This window comes from Acrocarpospora macrocephala (assembly GCF_009687865.1).
Lineage (GTDB): Bacteria > Actinomycetota > Actinomycetes > Streptosporangiales > Streptosporangiaceae > Acrocarpospora > Acrocarpospora macrocephala.
Map to the genome: position 1 here is coordinate 114,328 of NZ_BLAE01000022.1, position 23,150 is coordinate 137,477.

General features: G+C 70.5%; 24 protein-coding genes and 1 pseudogene. 11 read left to right on the top strand and 14 right to left on the bottom strand.

The features are described from left to right. Positions 1-191: 191 nt before the first annotated feature. From Amac_RS58390 to Amac_RS20415, 5 genes and pseudogenes are all read left to right on the top strand, one after another. Positions 192-559: pseudogene (locus Amac_RS58390) on the top strand (Tn3 family transposase); the annotation flags it as partial. A 92-nt stretch (positions 560-651) separates the two neighbouring features. After that, positions 652-1,491 (top strand): helix-turn-helix domain-containing protein, encoded by an 840-nt coding sequence (locus Amac_RS20400; protein WP_218041189.1) that lies wholly within the window; start codon positions 652-654, stop codon positions 1,489-1,491. A 66-nt stretch (positions 1,492-1,557) separates the two neighbouring features. Continuing rightward, positions 1,558-2,139: a dihydrofolate reductase family protein gene (locus Amac_RS20405; RefSeq protein ID WP_155355973.1), complete on the top strand. Its 582-nt coding sequence runs from the start codon at positions 1,558-1,560 to the stop codon at positions 2,137-2,139. Between the two features lie 36 nt (positions 2,140-2,175). Next, positions 2,176-2,535, top strand: a complete 360-nt coding sequence (locus Amac_RS20410; RefSeq protein WP_281356313.1) for a tyrosine-type recombinase/integrase — start codon at positions 2,176-2,178, stop codon at positions 2,533-2,535. Positions 2,536-2,993: 458 nt separating this feature from the next. Beyond that, on the top strand, positions 2,994-3,713 hold the full coding sequence (locus Amac_RS20415; protein ID WP_170322577.1) for an HAD family hydrolase: 720 nt from the start codon (positions 2,994-2,996) through the stop codon (positions 3,711-3,713). Here the strand turns inward: Amac_RS20415 and Amac_RS20420 are convergent. The 6 genes from Amac_RS20420 to Amac_RS20445 all read right to left on the bottom strand — a co-directional run bounded on the left by Amac_RS20420 (position 3,676) and on the right by Amac_RS20445 (position 11,557). Continuing rightward, positions 3,676-4,386: a hypothetical protein gene (locus tag Amac_RS20420; RefSeq protein WP_155355975.1), complete on the bottom strand. Its 711-nt coding sequence runs from the start codon at positions 4,384-4,386 to the stop codon at positions 3,676-3,678. The genes Amac_RS20415 and Amac_RS20420 overlap by 38 nt on opposite strands. Next, positions 4,383-5,249 (bottom strand): ATP-binding cassette domain-containing protein, encoded by an 867-nt coding sequence (locus Amac_RS20425; RefSeq protein WP_155355976.1) that lies wholly within the window; start codon positions 5,247-5,249, stop codon positions 4,383-4,385. The genes Amac_RS20420 and Amac_RS20425 overlap by 4 nt, the downstream gene beginning before the upstream one ends. Continuing rightward, entirely contained in the window at positions 5,246-5,605 is a 360-nt protein-coding gene (locus Amac_RS20430; protein WP_155350479.1) for a GntR family transcriptional regulator, read from the bottom strand. Before Amac_RS20430 ends, Amac_RS20425 begins: the two co-directional genes overlap by 4 nt. Positions 5,606-5,672: 67 nt before the next feature. Then, complete coding sequence (locus Amac_RS20435) at positions 5,673-6,701, bottom strand: DUF4037 domain-containing protein (RefSeq protein ID WP_218041190.1); 1,029 nt, start codon at positions 6,699-6,701, stop codon at positions 5,673-5,675. Positions 6,702-6,761: 60 nt separating this feature from the next. Then, positions 6,762-8,183, bottom strand: a complete 1,422-nt coding sequence (gene purB / locus Amac_RS20440) for an adenylosuccinate lyase (protein WP_155355977.1) — start codon at positions 8,181-8,183, stop codon at positions 6,762-6,764. A gap of 170 nt (positions 8,184-8,353) precedes the next feature. Next, positions 8,354-11,557, bottom strand: a complete 3,204-nt coding sequence (locus Amac_RS20445) for an efflux RND transporter permease subunit (protein WP_155355978.1) — start codon at positions 11,555-11,557, stop codon at positions 8,354-8,356. Positions 11,558-11,677: 120 nt separating this feature from the next. Here Amac_RS20445 and Amac_RS20450 point away from each other — a divergent pair, with 120 nt between their 5' ends. Continuing rightward, positions 11,678-12,253, top strand: coding sequence for a MarR family winged helix-turn-helix transcriptional regulator (locus Amac_RS20450; RefSeq protein ID WP_246268508.1), 576 nt, complete (start codon positions 11,678-11,680; stop codon positions 12,251-12,253). A 143-nt stretch (positions 12,254-12,396) separates the two neighbouring features. Here the strand turns inward: Amac_RS20450 and Amac_RS20455 are convergent, their stop codons facing one another. Further along, entirely contained in the window at positions 12,397-12,816 is a 420-nt protein-coding gene (locus Amac_RS20455; RefSeq protein WP_155355979.1) for a hypothetical protein, read from the bottom strand. Continuing rightward, the gene (locus Amac_RS20460; protein WP_155355980.1) at positions 12,809-13,078 is read right to left on the bottom strand and encodes a type II toxin-antitoxin system ParD family antitoxin; all 270 of its coding nucleotides are present in this window, start codon (positions 13,076-13,078) and stop codon (positions 12,809-12,811) included. Before Amac_RS20460 ends, Amac_RS20455 begins: the two co-directional genes overlap by 8 nt. A gap of 139 nt (positions 13,079-13,217) precedes the next feature. Here Amac_RS20460 and Amac_RS20465 point away from each other — a divergent pair, with 139 nt between their 5' ends. Then, a complete protein-coding gene (locus tag Amac_RS20465) occupies positions 13,218-13,970 on the top strand; it encodes an SDR family NAD(P)-dependent oxidoreductase (RefSeq protein ID WP_246268510.1) in 753 nt (250 codons plus the stop codon). 167 nt (positions 13,971-14,137) lie between these two features. On the opposite strand, the gene Amac_RS20470 is transcribed toward Amac_RS20465, so the two are convergent. Further along, complete coding sequence (locus tag Amac_RS20470) at positions 14,138-14,608, bottom strand: pyridoxamine 5'-phosphate oxidase family protein (protein ID WP_155355982.1); 471 nt, start codon at positions 14,606-14,608, stop codon at positions 14,138-14,140. A 180-nt stretch (positions 14,609-14,788) separates the two neighbouring features. Here Amac_RS20470 and Amac_RS20475 point away from each other — a divergent pair, with 180 nt between their 5' ends. Next, a complete protein-coding gene (locus Amac_RS20475; RefSeq protein WP_155355983.1) occupies positions 14,789-15,763 on the top strand; it encodes an aldo/keto reductase in 975 nt (324 codons plus the stop codon). 88 nt (positions 15,764-15,851) lie between these two features. Here Amac_RS20475 and Amac_RS20480 read toward each other — a convergent pair whose 3' ends face one another. Genes Amac_RS20480 through Amac_RS20490 form a run of 3 tightly spaced genes read right to left on the bottom strand, consistent with a single transcriptional unit; the run spans position 15,852 to position 18,440 of the window. After that, positions 15,852-16,595, bottom strand: coding sequence for an alpha/beta fold hydrolase (locus tag Amac_RS20480; RefSeq protein ID WP_155355984.1), 744 nt, complete (start codon positions 16,593-16,595; stop codon positions 15,852-15,854). Beyond that, on the bottom strand, positions 16,592-17,425 hold the full coding sequence (locus Amac_RS20485) for a LysE family translocator (RefSeq protein WP_246268512.1): 834 nt from the start codon (positions 17,423-17,425) through the stop codon (positions 16,592-16,594). Before Amac_RS20485 ends, Amac_RS20480 begins: the two co-directional genes overlap by 4 nt. Before the next feature lie 46 nt (positions 17,426-17,471). Beyond that, positions 17,472-18,440: a helix-turn-helix transcriptional regulator gene (locus Amac_RS20490; protein ID WP_155355985.1), complete on the bottom strand. Its 969-nt coding sequence runs from the start codon at positions 18,438-18,440 to the stop codon at positions 17,472-17,474. A gap of 73 nt (positions 18,441-18,513) precedes the next feature. Between Amac_RS20490 and Amac_RS20495 the strand changes: the two genes are divergently transcribed. The 3 genes from Amac_RS20495 to Amac_RS20505 all read left to right on the top strand — a co-directional run bounded on the left by Amac_RS20495 (position 18,514) and on the right by Amac_RS20505 (position 21,471). Then, entirely contained in the window at positions 18,514-19,272 is a 759-nt protein-coding gene (locus Amac_RS20495) for a DeoR/GlpR family DNA-binding transcription regulator (protein ID WP_155355986.1), read from the top strand. Between the two features lie 21 nt (positions 19,273-19,293). After that, positions 19,294-20,472, top strand: coding sequence for an MFS transporter (locus Amac_RS20500; RefSeq protein WP_155355987.1), 1,179 nt, complete (start codon positions 19,294-19,296; stop codon positions 20,470-20,472). Between the two features lie 102 nt (positions 20,473-20,574). Continuing rightward, positions 20,575-21,471 carry a hypothetical protein gene (locus Amac_RS20505; RefSeq protein WP_155355988.1) on the top strand — a complete coding sequence of 299 codons (897 nt, stop codon included), beginning with the start codon at positions 20,575-20,577 and terminating at the stop codon, positions 21,469-21,471. A 3-nt stretch (positions 21,472-21,474) separates the two neighbouring features. Here the strand turns inward: Amac_RS20505 and Amac_RS20510 are convergent, their stop codons facing one another. Together Amac_RS20510 and Amac_RS20515 are read right to left on the bottom strand one after the other, a co-directional pair. Beyond that, entirely contained in the window at positions 21,475-22,239 is a 765-nt protein-coding gene (locus Amac_RS20510; RefSeq protein ID WP_155355989.1) for a sulfite exporter TauE/SafE family protein, read from the bottom strand. A 77-nt stretch (positions 22,240-22,316) separates the two neighbouring features. Beyond that, positions 22,317-23,063, bottom strand: coding sequence for a hypothetical protein (locus tag Amac_RS20515; protein WP_246268514.1), 747 nt, complete (start codon positions 23,061-23,063; stop codon positions 22,317-22,319). Positions 23,064-23,150 lie beyond the last annotated feature (87 nt).

Below are 23,150 nucleotides of genomic sequence, written 5' to 3' on the forward strand. Positions count from 1 at the left end.
ATCGCCCACCGGCGAATCCACGCTCAGCCCCCTGCCCGGGCCGGCCGCCGCCGAGCCCACAACCGAGCCAGGTCGGCGGCGGCGTAACGAGCGGCCAGGACATTGGGAATACGCGGCGAAAGATCCGTGGTCTCCCGGACGGTCGGCGGCCCGGGCATAGGGGTGTCGGTAAGACTCGTGCAGCCAGGTACCTGAACGCGATCCGCAAGGTCGGCCTCCCGGACGACCTGTTCGCCGACGTCGCCCCGAAGGTTCTGGCCTCCTGGCGGGCCCGCGTCGCCGCTGAAGCGCCCTCCCACCTGCGGTTCCACCCGCACGACATCAAGGTGACGCTTCTGGCGGCCTACCTGTACTGCCGGTCCCGTGAGATCACCGACACCTTCTGTTCAAGATGACCGAGGCCGCTCTCGGGTCACCCGAGTCGCGGGTGGAGGACGTCATCTACCCGGCGGTGCCGGGCGGCTACAGGACGCTGGTCCAGTTGCTGCAAGAGCACAAGGCGAAGGGCACCTCTTACCGGCAGCACAAGCAGCGAGTGTTCAAGGCCTCCTACACCAACTGCGTAACGCCGGACGCTCGCCCGTTCCGGCGGCAGCGCGGCTGGACCATCCCGGCGCGCGATGCCGGCGGGGCGTCGGCGATACTGTGGGCGTGGAGTACGTGTCCAGAGTGCCGCGACCGCCGCTGGACGGGCTGATCGACGACCTTTACTACCTGGAGGGTGCGCCGCCGTACGCCCGGCTGATGCTGCCGCCGAGTCCGTCGGCGTTGCTCATCGTCAACCTCGGGGCGCCGTTCCGCATCCGCGCCGGCACCGACATCGAGACGGCCGAGTACGCCGACGGCTGCGTGGTCACCATGCCCACCCGCGCCTTCGAGTTCGGCTATCCGCCGGGGACCCGGTCCGTCGGCGTGCACGTCAAGCCGTGGGGGCTGGCGCCGTTCCTGCCGATGCCCGCGGCCGAGCTGTGCGACCGGCCGGTGACGGTGGAGCAGGTTTGGGGCCGGCCCGCCATTGCCGAGCTGCGGGACCGGCTGGCCACGGCGGCCGGGCCGCAGGAGATGCTGACGCTGCTCGAGGAGGAGCTGATGCGACGGCTGTGCGAGACCGCCGGTCTGGGGCTGGTCCGCCATACGAGCAGCGTCATCGCGGCGGCCAGCGGGGCGGTGGCGATCGGCGACCTGAGCGTGGCAGCCGGTGTCAGCAGCACTCATCTGGCACAGCGGTTCAAGGAGCTCATCGGCGTCACGCCGAAGCGGCTGGCCCGCACCTACCGCTTCACCGCCACCGTGTTCGCGATCAACCCCGCCGGACCGATCGACTGGGGCGACCTCGCCGGTGGCGCAGGCTACTTCGACCAGGCCCACTTCGGCCACGAGTTCCGGGCGTTCACCGGGCTCACGCCGACCCGGTACGTCGAAGTCCGGCGGCGGTTCCTGCGCGAACATCCCGGCCACGCGCTGGACGGCTGGCCGCTGCCGGCCGATTGATTTCTTACAAGAGCGACAGCTCACGACACGCTAATTTGGGGGCACCCCAAAGCAGAGGAGAGCCCCGTGGGCAAGGTGGTCATGTACAGCTCGGTGTCGGTGGACGGCTTCGTCGCGGACGAGAATGATCAGCCCGGACCGCTGTTCGACTGGTTGTCCAGCGGTGACGTCCCGTTGGACGAGAGCGGCGAGCTGAAGGTGTCGCAGACGTCCTACGACTACACCCGGGCGTACTGGGACCAGATCGGGGTGACGATCGCCGGCCGCCACGTCTTCGACCTGACGGACGGCTGGGACGGGAAGCCTCCGAGCGGGATCGACCACGTGGTCGTCGTAACGCACCGGCCGATGCCCGAGGGCTGGGACCCCGAGGCGCCGTTTCACTTCGTCGACGGCGTCGAGGCAGCCGTGGCCAAGGCGCAGGAGCTTGCGGGTGACCGCTTGGTCGAGGTCGCCGCTGGCGACGTCGGTGGCCAGGTGCTTGCCGCGGGTCTGGTCGACGAGGTGCGCATGGACGTCGTACCCGTCGTGTTCGGGTCCGGCAAGCGCTACTTCGGGTCGGTCGACGCGCAGCACCTGTTGGAGGATCCTGACGTGGTGATTCAGGGCAACCGGGTGCTTCACCTGCGCTATCGGGTGCGCCGTTGACCGATCTGAGCGGGTACGCGAAGAAGTCCACTGCGAATGGACGGCACCGCGCGGACCTCCATCACCGAGTGGCGCACCGACCGCGCCTCCTGGCCCGGCGCCGATACCCCGGCGCTGTTCCTCAATCGCCGCGGCGGGCGTCTGTCGGCCCGGGCGGTCGACCAGCTCATGGACGAACTCGCCGCTGACGCCGACATCCTCGACGACGCGGGCGCCCTCGCCCTTTCCCACATCCTGCGGCACACCTTGGCGACCAACCTCCTGCGCGCGGGCGTCGACATCGTCGTCGTCGCCGAACTCCTCGGCCACACCCGCCTCGACACCACCCGCCGCTACACCCTGCCTACCCACGCCGACCTCGAAGACGCCGTCAGCCATCTTCCCACCGATCAGTAGGGCCACCGCTGATCTGGGCGAACTTGATCGCGTGTACCTGGCTGCACGAGTCTTACCGACACCCCGCATAGCGGCTGATGTGGCTGTCTAGCGTGGGCGCAATACGAGGCTATAGCGATGAGGGCCGTCCGTCTGGGCCTGTGTCTGGGAGTGGTCAGGGGCGGGGCCAGAGGGGTCGAGGCCGGGGTGGCGTTTGATGAGCGCTGGGCGGCCAGGTCGTCGACGCGTACGCCGGACAGTCCGCCGCGGTTGCGGCCGAAGGGGGTGCGCACGGCGTCGAGGATGTACGGTTCCACGGGCTCCTCCACGAAAACTATCCTGACTTCGCGTACAGCAGCTGGATTTGAGATTCCCCCGGGAAACCTGACCGCCGGCCCTGACCAGCCGGCAAACGGCAGAGTTTCCGGTTTCACATCGCGGAAACTCCCCTGTAACAGCAGTTACCCAGGATGGCAGACATGATCAGGGCCATCCTCTTCGACCTGGACGAGACCCTCTTCGACCACCGCACGGCCGTCGCCGCCGCGGTGACCTCGTGGACGGCGGAGCTCTCCCCCTGCCACCCGCTCCTCGCCGAAGGCCCCGCCCTGTGGCTGCGCCTGGAGGACAAGCACCTGCCCGCCTGGCACCAGGGCGAATGCTCCTTCGGCGAGCAGCGCCGCCGGCGCCTGCGCGACTACTGCGACCAGCTCGGCCTGCCCGTCCCCGCCGACCTCGACGAGGCCTACGGCCGGTTCCTGCTCCGCTACGAAGCCGCCTGGCAGGCCTTCCCCGACGCCTACCCCGTCATGGACGCCCTGTCCGGCACCGGGCTGACCCTCGGCGTGCTCACCAACGGCCAGCCCGTCCAGCAGGAGGCCAAACTCCGGCGGCTCGGCCTGCTCGACCGCCTCGACCCGGTCCTGACCCCCGACTCCCTCGGCGGCCACTTCAAACCCTCCCCCCGCTGCTACCTGGCCGCCGCCGCCAAACTCGGCCTCGACCCCCACCAGGTCGCCCTGGTCGGCGACAACCTCAACCTCGACGCCGTCGGCCCCACCCGGGTCGGCATGCACGGCATCTGGCTCGACCGGTACGGCACCAGCCCGCCCCCGCCCGGCATCCCCGCCATCCGCACCCTCACCGACCTGCCCGCCCTGCTCACCCCTGCTGATTTCGCAGTGGCACATCACGGATGATCGGCCACGTCAGCGCCAGCCCGAGCAGGAACACCCCCAGCCCGACCCCCAGCGTCACCGGCAGGCCCGGCGGCAGATCCACATCGAAGCCGAACAGGCGGGACACGACCGGGATCCGCAGCTCGGAGCCGGTCGCCCCCGCGGCCACCAGCACCAGCGCCACCCCCACCGGGATCGTCAGCAGCCCGCCGCCCTGCCAGCGGTAGAAGCCCGCGCCGATCAGCGCGCCCGCCGCCGCCCACGCCAGGTACTCGACCGTGTACTCGGTGAAGATCAGCCCGGCCTGGGAGGTGGACGCGAACAGATGGGGCCGGTTGAGCCCCTGCGGCCAGCCCGCCAGCGCGTGCAGGCCGTTTTCCAGCAGATAACCGGCCGTCATCAGCGCCGCCACGCACGGCGCGAACAGCGCGATCGTGATCGCCGCCTGGCCGCCGAACTGGCGGCGCGTCTGCCCGTGCGCGATGTACATCGGCAGGTACTCGCGCACCAGCGTCACCCCGGTGAACAGCACATACCAGCGGGGCAGCTGGCTGGCCGGCTCCCAGACGCTGCCGCTCACCTCGCCGAAGACAGAGATGCCCAGCGTGATCAGCGCGACCACGACGAGATAGCCCGCCCACAGCAGGGCGGCGAACAGCAGGTTGGCCGCGAGCAGCCGGGTCGGGAACCTCATCGGGGGCCTCCGGTCAGGTGGACGAACAGGTCCTGCATGGCGATCGGGCCCAGCTCCAGGCCCGCCGCCGCGGCCTCACGCCGCCGCGCGTCGTCGAGCACGCCGTACACCATCGCCGATTTCGTCGCCCCCAGCTGACGGCTGCCGAGCACGGTCAGCCCCGCCGTGAACGCGTCCACCGGCGCGGCCGCGCCGGTCACGGCGGTGCCGCGCGACAGCAGCGCCTGCGCCTCCTCGTGCACCACCACCCGGCCCGCGTCGATGATCACGACCTGCTCGAACAGCGGGCTCACCTCCTCGATGAGGTGGCTGGACATGATGATCGTCCGCGGCCGGGCCATGTAGTCGGCCAGCAGCACGTCGTAGAACGCCTGCCGGGACGGCGCGTCCATGCCCAGATACGACTCGTCGAACATGGTCAGCGGCGCCCGCCCGGCCAGCCCGATGATCACCCCAAGCGCCGACCGCTGGCCCTTGGACATGGTCTTCACCGTCATCTTGCGGGTCAGCGCGAACCGCTCCAGCAGCTGGTCGGCGAACTCGCCGTCCCAGTCGCGGCGCAGCCACTCGGCGAAGAACAGCGCGTCCTCGACCGTGCCGATGTCGGTGGTCTCCCCCGCGTCCCGGATCAGGCTGATCCGGGAGGTGACCGGCGCGTGCTCGAAGACCGGCGCCCCGTCCACCCGGACCACGCCCTCGGACTCGCGGCGGAAGCCCGCCAGCACCGACAGCAGGCTCGTCTTGCCTGACCCGTTGCGGCCCAGCAGGCCGTAGATCTTGTGCTCGCCCAGGGACAGGGTGATGCCGTCCAGCGCGGTCGTCTCGCCGTAACGCAGGACCAGATCCCGCACCTCGACCCTCATCGCGACCCCAGTTCGTTGATCCGGCCCACGACCTCGCCGAGCGGGATGCCGATCGCCTTGGCCTCGGCCACCATCGGATCCACCACCTCCGCGAAGAAACTCTCCCGGCGGGCGGCCCGCAGGCTCTCCCGGGCGTCCGGGCTGACGAACATGCCGATACCTCGCTTCTTGTACAGGACGCCTTCGTCCACGAGCTGCTGGAACGCCTTGGCCGCGGTGGCCGGATTGATCCGGTAGAAGGCCGCGTACTGGTTGGTGGACATGACCTGCTCGTCGCCCTTCAGCGTCTCGCTCAGCACATCGGCCTTGATGCGGTCGGCGATCTGCCGGTAGATCGGGCTCCGGTCATCGAACACGCTGGATCGCCCGCCTCATTGGTTCATTACTATACTAACGAACCATAGAAGTCATGCCGGACCGCTGTCAACGCACCGCCGCCGCCAGCGAACGCGCCCGATCCGAGCGCGTCAGCGCGTCCGTGCTGTCCGCGAACTGATCCACCGTCCCCACCAGCGGCAACTCCCGCACCCGCGGATCCGACACCGCCCCCATCAGCGCCTCGGCGAACCGCATCCCCCCGATCACCCGGAACGGCCGCGCGAAGAACGGCCGCACCGACCCCTCCACCGGCTCCGCCAGCCCCAGCCGGTTCTGCACCGACGCCACCCGCCGGTACGCCACGCACAGATGCTCCTCCCGCGCCCGCCAATCCCCCGCCCGCAACGCCGCGCTCAGCGCCTCCCCCAGCTCCGCCGACCCGCTCAACCGTTTGAACGCGCTCCCCAGCCACTTCCCGTACGGCGGATACCTGCGCCGCATCAGCAGCGACAACCGCATCAGATCCCGCACCAGCCGGCCCGCCGCCAGCAACGACCCCAGCTCATCCCCCACCTCGGCCGCCCGCCCCGGGAACGCCTCCTCCTGCGCGATCCGCACCCACTGACACGCCAGCACATACCGCCACACATCCGGCGGATACCAGCGCAACCCCGCCCGCGCCGCCGCCAGCTCCCCCAGGCCGTCATGAAAGACCTCACCCGAGGTCAGCTCCGCCAGGCGCTGCCACGGCGCCGACCGCCAATCCTCCACCGTGATCTCACCCCGCGGGTCGAAGCCCAGCTGGCAACGCGCCCACGGCCCGAACTCCGCCACCTCCACGCCGGGCCGTACCGGATGGCGATCGGAACCGAACGCCGTCGGATACCCACCGAACTCCGCCGGAAGCCGGGACCACACCTGCTCCCGCACGCCCTCCACCATCCCCGGCGCCACGAACACCAGCACCCGGGGACCCCAATCATGATCAGCCGACCGGGCCGTGTCGAAACCCAGCACCTCCGAACCCGGCCCGATCAGCGCCGCCCCATGCGCCACCCCGCCCAGCAGCGGCCCCACGACCTCGCGATAGAACGCCCTCGACAACTCAAGACCCGGAACGAAACTGGACATCATGCACCAACTGTGCCTCGTCCCCTTCGCCCGCTCACCTGGTTTTCCCCGGGCGTGAACCGGTCAGAGAATCGCCGACGGCGTGTAAGCGGCCGCCTCCGGACGCGCCGCGACGACCGCCTCGACCCGGGCCACCACCGCCGCCACCTGCGCCTCGGCCGCACCCGTGAACGACAGCCGGTCAGCCAGCAACGCCTCCAGCGCCGCCCGGTCCAGCGGGAACCGCGGATCACCCGCCAGCCGGTCCAGGACGTCGTTGCCCGCACCGTCCACCCGCATCGCCAGCGCCGCCGCCACCGCGTGCTCCTTGATCAGCTCATGCGCCGACTCCCGGCCCAGACCCGCCCGAACCGCCGCCATCAACATCTTCGTCGTCGCCAGGAACGGCAGATACCGGTCCAGCTCCGCCTCGATCACCGCCGGGAAAGCCCCGAAATCATCCAAGATCGTCAACATCGTCTCGACCAGGCCGTCGAACGCGAAGAACGCGTCCGGCAACGCCACCCGGCGCACCACCGAACACGACACATCCCCCTCGTTCCACTGATCCCCCGCCAGCTCCCCGGCCATCGACGCGTACCCCCGCAAGACCACCATCAGGCCGTTCACCCGCTCGCTGGAGCGCGTGTTCATCTTGTGCGGCATCGCCGACGAACCGACCTGGCCCTCCCGGAACCCCTCCGTCACCAGCTCGTGCCCGGCCATCAACCGGATCGTCTTCGCCAGCGACGACGGCGCCGCCGCCAGCTGCACCAGCGCCGTCAGCACCTCATAGTCCAGCGAACGCGGATACACCTGGCCCACGCTCACGAACCGCTCCGCGAACCCCAGATGCGCCGCCACCCGATCCTCCAGCTCGGCCAGCCGATCCGCGCCCAGCAGATCCAGCATGTCCTGCGCCGTCCCGACCGGGCCCTTCACCCCGCGCAGCGGATAGCGGGCGATCAGCTCCTCCAGCCGCGCGTACGCCACCAGCAGCTCGTCGGCCGCCGACGCGAAACGTTTGCCCAGCGTCGTCGCCTGCGCCGCCACATTGTGCGAGCGGCCCGCCATGACCACGCCCGCGTACCCGGCCGACAGCCGGCCCAGCCGGGCCAGCATCGCCACCATCCGGTCCCGCACCAGCAGCAGGCTGTCGCGGATCTGCAACTGCTCCACGTTCTCGGTCAGATCCCGCGACGTCATGCCCTTGTGCACCTGCTCGTGCCCCGCCAGCGCGCTGAACTCCTCGATCCGCGCCTTCACATCGTGCAGGGTCACCCGCTCCCGCGCGGCGATCGACGCCAGATCCACCTGATCGACGACCTTCTCGTACGCGGCGATCGCGTCGGCCGGCACCGCCACCCCGAGATCGGCCTGCGCCTTCAGCACGGCCACCCACAGGCGGCGCTCCAGCACCACCTTGTGTTCGGGAGACCACAACCGAGCCAGGTCGGCGGAGGCGTAACGAGCGGCCAGGACATTGGGAATACGCGGCTTGGTCACGTTGCCCCAGCCTATCGCCGCTCCCCGCGACCCGCATCGCCGCCTCGTCCTAGCTGAGGGTTTTGCCTGCTGGGCTGCGATTTTTCACCCAGCCGCCTGCTTTACAAAGTAGATCAATAGAGCAGATCAGAAGGCCGCGCGACCATCGGTCGCGCGGCCTTCTTCCAGGGTCAGCGGGAGGGGGTGAGCGCCTCCTCCTCGTACACCTTCACGTCCTCGATCTCATGCTTGCCGCCCGGCTTGCGCCGCAACCGCTCCTTCGTCCGCTCGACCATCGTGTACAGGGTCGGCACCAGGACCAGCGTCAGCAGCGTCGAGGAGACCAGACCGCCGATCACCACGATCGCCAGCGCCTGCGAGATGAACCCGCCCGAACCGGTCAGACCGATCGCCATCGGCGTCAGCGCGCCGATGGTCGCCAGCGCGGTCATCAGGATCGGGCGAACCCGGCGGCGGCCGCCCTCCATGACCGCCTCGACCACGCCCAGTCCCTGCTCGCGGTACTGGTTGATCAGGTCGATCAGGACGATCGCGTTCGTCACCACGATGCCGATCAGCATCAGCATGCCGATCAGCGCCGGCACGCCGAGCGCGGTGTCGGTGGCCAGCAGCAGCCCGATCGCGCCGGTCGCCGCGAACGGGATCGACACCAGCAGGATCAGCGGCTGCACGAAGCTGCGGAACGTCGCCACCATGATCATGAAGACGATGGCGATCGCCAGCACCATGGCCAGCCCGAGGTCGGCGAAGGCCTCCTCCTGGTCGGCGCTCGCCCCGCCGATCTGGTAGCTCACCCCGGCGGGCAGCTTGACGCCCTTCATCTTCTCCGTGACCGTCGCCGTGATCGCGCCCAGGTCGCTGGCCTCGGCGGTGCCCGAGACGGTCGCGGTGCGCTCGCCGTCCAGACGGCTGATCTGGGTCGGGCCGCCGGCCTTCTCGACCTCGGCCACCGACGACAGCTTCACCGGCCCGGCCGCGGTGGGCAGCGTGAGGTCCCGCACCTCGGCCAGCGTCGCCGGAGCGTCACCCGTGCGCAGCACGATGTCGCTGGACCGGCCGTCCACGTCGATCGACCCGACCGGCGCGCCCCGGAACGCCTGCGCCACCAGCTGGCCGATCCCGGCCTCGGTGAGACCGCGGGACGCGGCCTTCTCCCGGTCCACGTGCACTTCGATCCGCTCGGCGGAATCCTCCAGGTTGGAGGCGACATCCCGCAGCCCGGGCGTGCCCGCCAGCGCACCGGCCACCGTGGTCGCCGCGGTCTTCAGCTCGGCGTTGTCGGCGCCCTGCAGGATGACCTGCAGCTGATCGGAGCTGAACCCGCCGCCGCCCCCGCCGATCACGACCTCACCGGCGCCCAGCGCCGACAGCCGCTCCCGCAGCTTCTCCTCCAGCACCGGGGTGTCGACGTCGTCGGCCAGCGTCACCGAATACGACGCCCGGTCCGCGCTGCCGCCCGCGCCGCCCATGAACTGGCCGCCGCCGCCCACGTTCACCTGGTAGGAGGCGATCTCCGGCGTCGCCGCCAGGACGGCCTCCACCTTGGCGGCGGCCGCGTCGGTGGTCTCCAGGTTGGTGCCGACCGGCATGCGCTGGGTGATCTGGATGGTGTCCTGGCCGGAAGAGTCCAGGAAGTTCGTCCTCAGGTTGGGCGCCAGCGCCATCGTTCCGGCGAACACCGCGAACCCGATCAGCAGCGTGATCCACCGCCGCCGGGTCGCGAACCGCAGCACCGGCAGGTACATGCGCTGCAGCGGCGAGCGCAGCTCCTTGCGCTCGGCCTCCTCCCGCACGGCCTGCGCCTGTTCCGGCGAGATCTTGGGCGCCTTCAGGAACCAGTAGGCCAGCACCGGGATCACCGTCAGCGACACCAGCAGCGAGGCCAGCAGCGCCACCGTGACCGTGATCGCGAACGGGCTGAACAGCTGCCCGACCATGCCGCCCACGAACGCGATCGGCAGGAACACCGCCACCGTGGTCAGCGTCGAGGCCGTCACCGCCCCGGCGACCTCGCGCACCGAGGAGAGAATCGCCGACCGCTTCTCCTCGCCGTACCCGAGATGGCGCTTGATGTTCTCCAGGACGACGATCGAGTCGTCCACCACCCGGCCGACCGCGATCGTCAGCGCGCCCAGGGTCAGCAGGTTCAGCGAGTAGTCCCCCACCCACAGGGCGATCAGCGCGATCACCACCGACAGCGGGATCGACACGGCGGTCACGATCGTCGACCGGATCGACAGCAGGAACACCAGGATGATCAGAACCGCGAACGTCAGGCCCAGCAGGCCCTCCGTGGTCAGGTCCTCGATCGAGCGCTCCACGTACGGCGCCTGGTCGAACACCACGGTCAGCTCCGCGACGTCACCCAGATCCCTGACCAGCTTCGGCATCAGCGCCCGCACGTCATGCGAGATCTGCACCGCGTTGCCGTCCGGCGTCATCGTGATCGACACGCCCAGGCTCGGCTTGCCGTTGGTCCGCGTGAGCGTCGAGGCGTCCCCGTCCTTGACCTCGATGTCGGCGACCGAGCCCAGCGTGACCGGCTTGGGCGGCTTGGGCACCGCCACCGGCCGTGCCCCGGCCGCACCCGGCCGCGCCTGCGCCGGCTGCCCGGCAGCCGCCTGGGCCGGTACGGCGGGAGCCAGATACAGCCCCTTCAGATCCGCCACGCCCTCGATCCGGTCCCCGATCTGGACGGTGAGGTTCTTGCCCTCCTCGACCAGCGCCCCGGCCGGAATCGCGACACCGTTGGCGCGCAGCAGATCCGGGATCACCGCCGGGGACAGCCCCAGCTTGGCCAGCTCCTTGCTGTCCGGGGTGATCACGACCTGCTTCTCGCGGGCCCCGGTGACCTCGGCCTCCCGCACCCCCACCACGCCCTGCACGGCCGGGACCATGATCCGCTCCAGCCGGTCCAGGGTGCCCTGCTGGTCGCCGCCGTCGCTGACCGCGATGACCATGACCGGGATGTCGTCGGTGCTGCCCGCCAGCACCTGCGGATCCACGTTCGCCGGGAGCTGCGCCTCGATCCGGGAGATCGACTGCTGCATCTTGCCGATGGCCTCGTCGATGTCGGTGCCGTACTCGAAGGCGACCTGGATCTGGGCCATGCCCTCCCGGGACGTCGAGGTGATCTCGGTGACGCCCGCGACGCCCTGGAAGCTGTCCTCGACCGGCTTGGTCACCTGCTCCTCGACGATGTCGGGAGAGGCACCCGGGTAGGCGGCGATGACGAACGCCCCCGGGAACTCCAGGGAGGGGAAAAGCTGTTGTTTCAGCGACGGGATGGCGAACGCGCCAAAAGCACTCAGCACCACCGCAATCATGATGACGAGACTGCGGTTGGCGAGGCTCAGCCTGGCCAGGGACGTCATGGGGGCGGGACTCCTCAGGATGACGCGGAAATGTTCGCCCAACCCTAACACTTCGCCTTGCACGAATATTTAACGTCGCCTTGCTTTCCTGATAACCTTCTCAGGTTGCGAGAGGTGAGCGTGAGCGACGAGACAGGCACGAGACCGGACCTGACCCCCGGTGACGACGTCAGCGACAACGTCAACGGTTACGTCAAAGACCCCCATGACCTCGATTTCGGTCTTTCAGAAAAGGAAGCGGAAGAACGGCAGTCGCTCCTGGTGAGTCTCGGCGAGATCCAGCATGGCATGGGCCGCTTCTTCGCCCGTGACCGCTCCCTTCCCCTGCTGGCCTCCAACCTGACGATGCAGCAGCTCAAGGTCGTCATGTCGCTGGCGTTCCTCGGCTCGGCCTCCGGCCAGGACCTGGCCCGCGAGCTCGGCATCGGCCTGGGCACCGTCACCGGAATCGTCGACCGCGTCGTCGCCCAGGGCCTGGCCACCCGCCACGAGGACCCCGCCGACCGCCGCGTCCGCCGCGTCGAGCTCACCCCCGCCGGCCGCGACCTCACCGCTCAGATCCTCGACGCGGGCGACGCCACCTGGCGCGACCTCCTGGCCCACCTCGACCTGACGACCCTGCGCGACCTCGACCGCGTCATGCGCCGCCTCCTTGAGGTCATGTCCACCCTCCACCCCGCTTGCCCCCGCGACTGACCCGCGGATCGGCATGCCGGCCGGAGACGGTGGAGCGTCTGGGGAGCTGGCAGAAAGCGGCTGGCGGTTCCAGCTCGGCGTGCGGTTACGGGGCCGATGGCCGCGCGGAGGAGCGTGCGAATCCCCTTCGCCCGCGTCACGGGTCACACCTCGGGGTCCGCCACCTCCGCGACCTGTACTCCGTCCAGCTCGTAGCCTTTCCAGCGAGCCATGTCGAGCGTGAGGATCTGGCCTCGCCACAGCCTTGCCAGCATCACCGTGTGCGCGTCCGGCCAGCGCGCCTCCTCACCCAGCCTGCCCAGGACCCGGCCGAGCTCCAGCGCGTCGTCGAAATCGGCCAGCGACCCGTACGAACCGTGTTCCAGGCGCGCGATCCCGCGCACCGCCGGCAGGAATCCGGATGGTTCACCCAGCTCGGCGGCCACCGACGACACCACCAGCGCGGGCACCACGACCCGGATTCGCTGGGACGTGAGTCCGAACAGCATCGTGATCAGATCCCCGTCCCCGCGGGCGACCTCGGACACCACCGAGGCGTCCAGGACGTAGGAGGTCTCAGACATCCACGGCCACCGACCCGCCGCCGCGCCGGTTCAGCAGGTGCGCCGTCATGCGCTCAACACGGGCGCTTCGGGCCGGGTCGGCCCGGACGGCCTCCACCGCGGCCATGACCGCCGCGTCGGCGGCCTGGTCCGCCTCGGCGCGCGCGGCCAGCGCCGCGTTGATCACCGCGCTCACGGACTTGGCGCGGCCCGCGTCCACCTCCGCCTGCGCGTACGCCAACAGGTGCTCATCGATCGTCACCGACACCGCTCTCGTCGTCATACGATAACTATACGATGATCAACCTGAGCAGCCATGGGCAGCCCGGGGAGACCGCCCTCCTACGCGGCATACGGAAACATCTGGCCGGGACAAAGATGGGATGATACGGTAACCCGCCATGTCGTCCTATCTTTCGGACATGTTCTCGCTCGTGGGGCGGGTCGCCCTCGTCACCGGGGGAAGCTCCGGGATCGGATACGGGATCGCCGAAGCCCTCGGCCGGGCCGGTGCCGCCGTCGTGCTGGTGGCACGCCGCGAGGAGCGGCTCGCCACGGCCGCCGCCGCGCTCGCGGGCCATGGGGTCCGAGCCGCGACCATCAGCGCCGATCTCGGCGACCGCGCCGCGATCGCCCGTGTCACGGAACACGCGGCGAGTCTCTTCGGCGAGGTCGACATCCTCGTCAACGACGCCGCCAACAACATCCGCCGCCCGATGGCCGAGCTCACCCTCGACGACTACGAGCAGACCATCGCCGTCAACCTCACCGCTCCCTACCTGCTCGGCCAGCACTTCGGCCCGCGCATGGCCGCCCGCGGCTGGGGGCGCATCATCAACATCGGCTCCCAGCAGTCCATCCGCGCCTTCGGCGACAGCGGCGCGTACGGCGTCGCCAAAGCCGGCATCTGCGGCCTGACCCGCTCCCAGGCCGAAGCCTGGACCCCGCACGGCGTCACCTGCAACACCCTCATCCCCGGCTTCGTCCTCACCCCGCTCACCGAACCCGCCCAGGCCATCCCCGGCCGGGTCGAAGCCCTCGCCGCCCGCACCATGACCGGCCGCAACGGCCTCCCCACCGACTTCGCCGCCATCGCCATCCTGCTGGCCTCCCCCGCCTCCGCCTACCTCACCGGCCAGACCCTCTGCGTCGACGGCGGCTTCTCCGTCACCTGACCCACGCCGACGCCGCGGCGGCTCCCACCGACCGCCTGCCCCCGGCTACCGGACCGTTGGGGAAGATGGCCCGGCCAAGGACGGCCGATGGGAGGTCTTCGAAGCTCTGACCGCTCAGATGTCCTCGGCCCCCGCAGACGACGGGGATATCTGAGCGGCCAGAGCGGCTATTTGCGCCGGATTTCGCGGAGGCCGCGGCCCTCGGCCCAGCTTTCAATGATCAGCAGATCGCCTTCGACGTGGGTGTAGGCGATCTCCCGCACGTCCAGCCGGAACAGGTGGAAGTTCCCGGGCGGTCCCCCGAAAGCCTTGATCACCTCGGGGTCGGTGATCTCCACGGCGAGGCCGGACAGCTTGGCCTCGCCCGGCCAGCTGCTCGGATCGTCCGCATCCGGATCGACGGACGGGCTGTGCACCGCCACCCGCGGATCCCGCTTCAGATCCCGCGCCTTCATCGCGCCGAGCATCGACCCCAGCCACACCTCGTCGTTCTTGAACTCCAGCTCGGTGCCGCTGATCCGGGGCGAACCGTCCTTGCGGAGGGTCGCCATCGTCTTGTGCTTGCCCGTCCCCATCGCCGCCAGCACGCGCCGGGCGAACTCGGGGACCTCCTTCTCGATCTCCTGCCACGAAGCCATGCCCTCATCGTGCCCGTCGCCACCGACAAAACCGCGTTACCCCAGCTGAGCCCTTGATCTTTGGCGTTCGAAGCCGCATAAATTACCCAGAAACCGCCTTTACAATGTAGATCAATTTGACCTGGTCCGTACTCCAGCGAGAAGACTTGACGGGAACGACCAGCGACGGAGGAACGACACATGAAGCAGCGCACGCTGGGCACTCTGCGCACGTCCGAGCTCGGCCTCGGCTGCATGGGCATGAGCGACTTCTACGGCCCCGGCGACGAGGGCGAGTCCATCGCCACGATCCACCGGGCCCTCGACCTGGGCATCACCCTGCTGGACACCGCCGACATGTACGGCCCGTTCACCAACGAGCGGCTCGTCGGCAAGGCCATCGCCGGCCGCCGCGACCATGTCGTGGTGGCCACCAAGTTCGGCATCGAACGCCTCCCCGACGGCACCCGGGTGGGCGTCAACGGGCGCCCCGACTACGTGCGCGGCGCCGTCGAAGGCTCGCTCCAGCGCCTCGGCGTCGACCATATCGACCTCTACTACCAGCACCGGGTCGACCCGGCGGTCCCGATCGAGGACACCTGGGGCGCGCTCAAGGAGCTCGTCGACGCGGGCAAGGTCCGCCATCTGGGCGTCTCCGAGGCCGCCGCCGACACCGTCCGCCGCGCCCACGCCGTCCACCCGATCACCGCCGGGCAGTACGAGTACTCGCTGTTCACGCGCGGCGTCGAGGCCGAGATCCTGCCCACCCTCCGCGAGCTCGGCATCGGCCTGGTCGCCTACAGCCCGCTCGGCCGCGGCATCCTCACCGGTGCGTACGCCACCGTGGAGCGTTTCGCGGACAACGACTTCCGCCGGAACAACCCGCGCTGGACGAGCGACAACCTGGCGGCCAACCAGGCGCTGGTGGCGGAGATCACCCAGCTGGCCAAGGGCAAGAACGCGACCGAGGCGCAAGTCGCCCTGGCCTGGGTCCTCGCCCAGGGCCAGGACGTGGTGCCCATCCCCGGCACCAAGCGGGTGACCTACCTGGAGCAGAACGCCGCAGTGACCGGCCTGACCCTCACCACCGGCGAGCTCGACAACCTCGGCAAGCTGGCCTCCTCCGTCGCCGGCGAACGCTACGACGAGCGCGGCATGTCCTCGGTCGACCTGTGACCCGATCCGCGAATCGCCACCGAAGCCTGGCTCAGAATGCCGCTGCCGCCCTCCGGCCAGGCGATCGGGTGCTCGCGCCTGCGTGCGGTCAGCTCAGGTGGGTGAGGAGCAGGTCGGCGATCTCGCTGGGGCGCTCCAGGGCGGGTAGGTGGCCTGCCCACGGGAGTTCGAGCAAGGTGGCGGACGGCAGCTCGGCGACCAGGTGGTGGCCGGTGGCGGTGAAGTAGGGCAGGTCGTGGCCGCCGATGATCACCAGCGCCGGGGCGGTGATCGCGGTCAGGTCGACCTCGGGGCGGGTGACCTCGGGCTCGGGGTCGGCGGCCAGTTGCAGTTCGAAGGCGTTGCGCTGCATCTCGACGAGTTTGGCCCTGGCCTGGTCGTTCGCGTCGGGGCCGAGCCACGTGCGCGCGTTCAGCTCGGCCGCGCCCGCGACGTCACCGGCCTCGATCAGCCGGTCCTCCTCGTCGCCGAACGCCGCCAGCTCCGGCGTGGGCGGCAGCCCGGCCGCCGCGGCGATCAGCACCAGGTCCGACACCAGGTCGGGACGGATCGTCGCCAGCTCCAGGGCGACCCGCCCGCCGCCGGAGGCGCCCACCACCGCCGCGGCGTCGATCCCGAGGCCGTCCAGGAGTGCGGCCACGTCGCCCGCGTTGGAATACGGCTTCTCGGCGACCAGGGGGCTCTTGCCGTACCCGCGTAGATCCAGCCGGATCACGCGGAAGGCCGCGGCGAGGGGTTCCCACACGTCGTCCCACATGCGCGCGTCGGCCGACGTGGAGTGCAGCAGCACCACCGGCCGGCCGGTTCCGGACTCTTCCCACCAGATGCTCATCGAGCCTCCACCGCTAGTCGTACACCCAGGCCGATCAGCACAGCCCCAGAGATCTGTTCCAGCCGCCGGCGCGCCAACGACCGGGAGAACACCGTTCTCGCCCGGCTGACCAGCCAGATCAGCGAGACGTACCACACCAGGTCGACGAGGACCCAGACCGCGGCCAGCAGCGTGAGCGTGACCGGCACGTGCGCGCCCGGCGGGACGAACTGCGGCAGGAAGGACATCGCGAACACGGCCGCCTTCGGATTGGCGCCACAGGTGGCCAGCCCCAGACCGTAGGCACGCCTCCAGCCCGTCCGCGTGGAGCCCGCGAAACCACCCACGATGCCATCCCCGGAGTCGCTCCCGGGATGGCCCGGCTTGCCGGGACCGGCGGGTGGCGAGTCCCGGCGCGCGTGCCAGATCGACTGTACGCCCATGACCACCAGCACGCCCGCACCGACGATCTTGAGAATGCCGTAAGCCGCCTCGGAGGCCAGCACCAGGGCGGACAGCCCGAACACCGCCGCCATGGCCCACAGGAAGATCCCGGTTTCGTTGCCCAGCGTGGCGGCCAGGCCTGACGCTCGCCCCTCGCGGAGCGTCTGGCGCACGATGACCGCCGTGCTGACGCCGGGGATCATGGCGAGCAGCACGCAGGAGCCTAGGAAGGCGAGGAACAGCACGCGGTCATCGTCGCCATCCCGGCCGTGTGACGGCAAATGGATTAATCCTGGGACACCGAAGCCCTCGTCCGGGCTGGAGCCGCCGTCGTTCTGGTGGCACGTCGCCAGGAGCAACTCGCCACGGCCGCCGCCGCTGCGGAAGCTCCCGGCGTCGGCGGACAATCCGCCCCAGTCCTCGCCCGTGTGGCATCACCGGAACGGCCTGCTTTCAATCCCGATACATCACGGACAGTTCCTCGATCGTTTCGGCCATGAGTTTGCGCAGCTCAGGTGGGTCGAGGACTTCGACGGCCGAGCCGAGGCGCAGGAGCTGCCACCGGGCGTGGCGTACCGACTCGATGGGAACGGCGAGGCGGAGCCAGCCGTCGGGCGTGGTCTCGGCGGTGGCGAGGGCGGTGTCGGTGGTGTCGTTGCCGATGGTGTAGCGCAGCAGGCCGAGATAGCCGGGGTCGAGGCGGATGGTGGCGGTGCCGGTGTGCATGCGGGCGGCGAACTCGGCCGCGAACCGGGACCAGAACTCGACCAGGTCGAAGCCGGGACGCCGGTCGAACCGGCCGGGCAGCGCTTCGATCCCCAAAATCCGCGCAACACGATAAGTCCGGAAATCTCCGGATGTTTCGGCGGCGAGGTACCAGGAGCCGCCCTTCAGGACGAGACCGTAGGGGTGGATGTCGCGCTCGACCTCCTGGGGACCCCAGCGGCGGTAGCGCATCCGCAGCGGGCGCTGCTCCCACACCGCCTCGGCCACCTCGGCCAGAAACGGCGCCTCATCACTCCCCCGATACCACCCCGGCACGTCCAGATGGAAACGTTCCCGCATCATGGCCGCCTGCGAGCGCGGTTCCGGCGGCAACGCGGCCAGCAGCTTCAACTCGGCCGCCGCCGCCACCTCCCCCAGCCCGAGCTCGGCCGCCGGCCCCGGCAACCCCGCCAGAAACAGCGAGGACGCCTCCGCCGAGGTCAGCCCGGTCAGCCGGGTCCGGTACCCATCCAGCAACTGGTAGCCTCCGGCAGGCCCCCGATCAGCGTAAACGGGAACCCCGGCCCCCGACAGCGCCTCCACGTCCCGGTAGACGGTCCGGATCGACACCTCCAGCTCCGCCGACAGCTCGGCCGCCGTCATCCGGCCCCTCGTCTGCAGGAGGAGGAGCAGGGACAGCAACCGGCTGGCACGCATATCACCCAGTCTGCCACCTTTACAAAGTAGATTCCGTTTGCTCACCGAACATGCCCTATGTTCAAATGCACACATGGAAGGTGCCGACCGAATCCGGGCGATCATGAACGCGTTACGCGCCCACGACAGCGTCTCCGTCGCCGAACTCGCCGGCCGGTACGGCGTCTCCGAGATGACCATCCGCCGCGACCTGGACGAACTAGCCCAGCAGGGCGTCGTACGACGCGTCCGCGGCGGCGCCCTCAGCCTGCTGCTGCGCGGCGAGGAACCCCCCTTCGGCGTCCGCGAACGCGAAGCCGTGGACGCCAAGCGCAGGATCGCGGCCGAGGTCGCCAACCTGCTGGCCGACGGCGAGGCGGTCGTGCTGGACGGCGGCACCACCACCCTGGAGGTGGCCAGGGTCGTGCACGACCGCCGCCTCACCGTGCTGCCGCTGGCGCTGCGCTGCGCCGACGAACTGGCCACCGCGCCCCGGATCAAGCTCGTGCTCCCCGGCGGCGAGGTCCGCCCGGGCGAGCTCAACTTCGTCGGCCCGCTCACCGAGGCCTCGCTGCGCTCGCTCCGCTTCGACACCACCGTGATCGGCTGCTGCGGCATGTCGGCCGAGCACGGCGTCACCGCCCACGATCTGGAGGACGTCGCGGTCAAGCAGGCCGCCATCGCCTCGGCCAGGCGCGTCATCGTCGCCTGCGACTCCGGCAAGTTCACCAGGACCGCGTTCGGCGCGGTCTGCTCCTACGACAAGCTCGACGTCGTGGTCACCGACATCGGCATCCCCCGCGACCAGCATGACGCGCTCACGGGCGCGGGCGTCACCGTCCGCGTCACCTGACCCCTCCCCCGGAGTCGAACCATGACAATCTCCGCCCCTCCTCGCCCCACGCTGCTCCGCGCCCGCCTCGCCGTGTACGGATTGTTCATGATTGCCGGAATTGCCCTCGGCACCTGGACGTCCCGCATCCCGGCCATCAAGGACGGCCTGTCCCTCGGCGACGGCGAGCTGAGCCTCGCCCTGCTCGGCATCGCGGGCGGCGCGATCACCGGCATGCAGGCCGTCGGCCGCCTCATCGACCGGTACGGCAGCCGCCGGGTGATGGTCCCCGTCGGCCTGCTGCAGGGCGCGGTCCTGGTCCTCCCCGCGTACGCGCCCGGCCTGCCCTCCCTGGCCGCCGCCATGTTCACCTTCGGCATCGTGCACGGCGTGCTGGACGTGGCGATGAACGCCAACGCGGTCGTGGTGGAACGCCTGTACGCCAAGCCGATCATGTCCTCCTTCCACGCCGTGTTCAGCATCGGCGGCTTCCTGGGCGCCGGCGTCGGCGGCCTGTTCGCGCACGCGGGCGCCAGCGTGCCGATGACGTTCGGGTCGGTCGCGGTGGTGACCACCACGATCGCGATCCTGTGCCTGCGCTGGGCGCTGCCGGACTCCTTCGACCCCGGCCGCCATCCGGAGGCCGCCGCCGAGCAGGTGCCGGGCCGCTCGCTCGCCGGGTGGGTGCTGTTCCTGGGCGTGCTGGCGTTCTGCTGCCTGGTCGGCGAGGGCGCGGCGGCCGACTGGAGCTCGGTCTACCTGGTGGAGGACCTGGGCGCCAGGGAGGCGGTCGGCGCGGCCGGCTACGCGGCCTTCTCGATCATGATGACGGCGGGGCGGCTGGCCGGGGACTGGCTCACCGCCCGCCTCGGCCCGGTCCTGCTGGTACGGTGCTGCGGCGGCCTGGCGGGGATCGGCCTGCTGGTCACCCTGCTGATCGGCAACCAGGTCGCCGGGGTCGTCGGATTCGGGCTGTTCGGCGCGGGCCTGTCGTGCATCATTCCGCAGGTGTTCTCCGCCGCCGGGCATCGCGACCCGGCCCAGTCCGGCCGGGCCCTGGCCCGGGTGGCCAGCATCGGCTACGCAGGCCTGCTGGCGGGCCCGGTCCTGATCGGCGCGGTGGCCGAGCTCACCGGCAAGCCGGTCGCCCTCGCCATCCCCGCGATCATGGCCCTGTTCGTCGCGGCGGCCGCCCCCGCCCTGCGCCCGGCCCGGATCTAGGTATGGGGTTACCCGGGCGCTGAACGGCGGGCCAGCACCCTGGGGCGGGCCGGTCGCGGCTACCTAAGGTGGCGGTGATCCTCTCGCAGCCAGGAGCGTGTGATGACCCAGGACAACCGCCCCCAGTCGTGGCGGCCGACCGCCAGAGAGCGGGACACGTGGACCCGCGACGTGTTCCGCGCCGCGGCCGGTCTGATCGCCGGCCCTGGCGGATTCATTCTCTATCTCGCGGGCGAGTACCTCTACGACCGGCGGCACCTGCTCTTCGAGACCGGCGGGGCTCCCCTGGCGGCGATGAACCCGGAGGGCGAGTCGATCGCCCTGCGCGGCGGCTTCACCAGCGTGAACGCCGTCCCCCTGCTCGGCGGCGGCAACCGCGGCACGCAGGTGCTGTCGGTCACTCCCAGCCTGACCGCCTCCACCCGGGCCATGGGCCTGCGCGACGGCGACCCGGTGTCGGTGGCGCTGTCCAGCCGGACCGTCAGCTCCACCCGGAGCGGCCTGATCGTGCCGGCCAGGATCGGGACCACCACCCGGATCACCGTGCCCGCCGACGACTACTCGGTGGCCGCGCTCGGCGCCCGCACGTCGGCGCTGTTCACCAGCAAGGACCCGGTGATCGGCACCGGCACGGGGACGGTCTCGGGCCTCCAGGAGCTGCCATTCCAGCGGATACGGCCGACCCCGGGCGGCCTCTGGCTCGCCCCGGAGACCGCGCGGCAGGTGAACGTGCCGCTGATCGGCCGCACTCCGTTCCCGTCGCCGCGGCAGCCGAACCCGCTGGCGGCGCCGCGGTGCCCCTGGTGCGGCCAGACGGTGACCGGTTCGGTGCTCCACGCGATGGCCAACTGCCCGAAGAAGCCCGGATACGCCGCGTACCAGCCTCTGACCTTCGCCAAACCGGCCGGACAGTACTGCTCGGACTGCCACCGGTATGTCACCTACCGCGAGGACCACAGCCTCTGGTGCAGGTTCATGACCTTCCTCGACGAGTTCTGAGGCTCAGCCGGAGAACTGGTCGTAGCCGAGGCGCAGCACCAGCGCGGACACCACGCACAGCAGCACGGCCCGGACGAACCCGGCGCCCCGGCGCAACGCCATCCGGGCCCCGAGCTGCGCGCCCGCGATGTTGCAGGCGGCCATGCCGAGCCCGAGCGCCCACACCACCTTCCCCTGCGCCCCCAACACCAGCAACGCCCCCAGGTTCGTGCCCGTGTTGATGATCTTCGCGGTGGCGGAGGCGTGCACGAAGTCCAGGCCCAGGATCGAGGTGAACGCGATCAGCAGGAACGTGCCGGTGCCCGGCCCGAGAATGCCGTCGTAGAAGGCGATGAACACCCCGCTCGCCACGATCGCCGCCGCCACCCGCGCCCGGGTGCGCAGCCGCGGATCCGGCGCAAGACCGAACGCGGGCCGTAAGGTCACGAACGCCGCCACCGCCAGCAGCACCACCATGACCAGCGGTTTGAGCACCTCCGCCGCCAGCAGCGCCGCCAACGCGGCCCCCGCCCCGGCGAAACACACCGCCAGGATCCCCGCCGGTACGGCCACCGCCCGGTCGAACTTGGTCCTCCCGGCGAAGGTGACGGCCGCGGAAGCCGTACCGAAAATGGAGGCCGTCTTGTTGGTGGCCATCGCCTCGACGGGCGGGAGCCCGGCCAGCAGCAGGGCGGGAAGTTGCAGCAGCCCGCCGCCGCCGACCACCGCGTCCACCCAGCCGGCCGCCAGCGCCGCCGCGAGCAGCAGCACGATCTGTTCCGCCCGCATCGGCGCCCGACCCCTACCGTGGTTGACCAAAGAACCTCAGCAGAGTAGCGAAACCCCCCGCATCGCCTCAGACCGGGTCAAATGTCCTGACCCGGGTCCTCGTTCTCGCCCGGCGCCGGGGACGGGCTCTGGCCCTGCTCGGTCTCCCCCGGGGTCGGCGACGGCTGCATCGGCTCGGGCGAGGTCGGCACCGGCGGCGGCGTGGGCACGAACACGGTCGGCGGCAGCGGCCTGGCCGGCATCGGCTCGTCGTCGGAGCGGACCAGCATCAGCCACAGGATGGCCCCGATGAACAGCACCAGCGTCGCCAGCAGCGCGGAGGCCAGCGCCACCGAGCGCACGGTCTCGGTGCGCGGCGGCGCGGGCGGCGGCGGGGCCGGCAGCGCCGGGTTGCGATCCCCCAGCCAGTACGGCACGAAGTCCGGCCCGTGCCGGTCCCCGATCAGCATGCCCGACACCATGACGGGCTCCAGGAACCTTTCGGCCCCGACCCCGCCCGGCGCGTACGGCACCGCCACCCAGGGCGCCTCTCCCCCGTCCCAGGCCACCACCGGCGGCGTGGTCACGTTCCGCCGCCTGCTCACCCGCGAGAACAGGCCGCGCACCCCCGACCTGGCCGCCTCGCCTTCCTTGATCCCGGTCACGAACCGGTTCCTGGCGGCCGGATCCAGGGCCGCGCCCCGGGTCAGCACGGCCACCGAGACCGCCCGCCCGTCCGCGCCCTGCCCGAGGTAGACCAGGCCCGCGGGGGCCGCCTGCAGGCGCGCCTGAAGCACGAAGGGCCCCAGCCGGGGCGGGTCGCCGTACTGCAGTGGAGTGGCCATCCCCTTCATGAAAACACACCGGGTGTTTTCGCCCATCCGAGCGGGCAGTGATCAGGGCATGGATTCTGTCGGGGAGTCACGATTGAA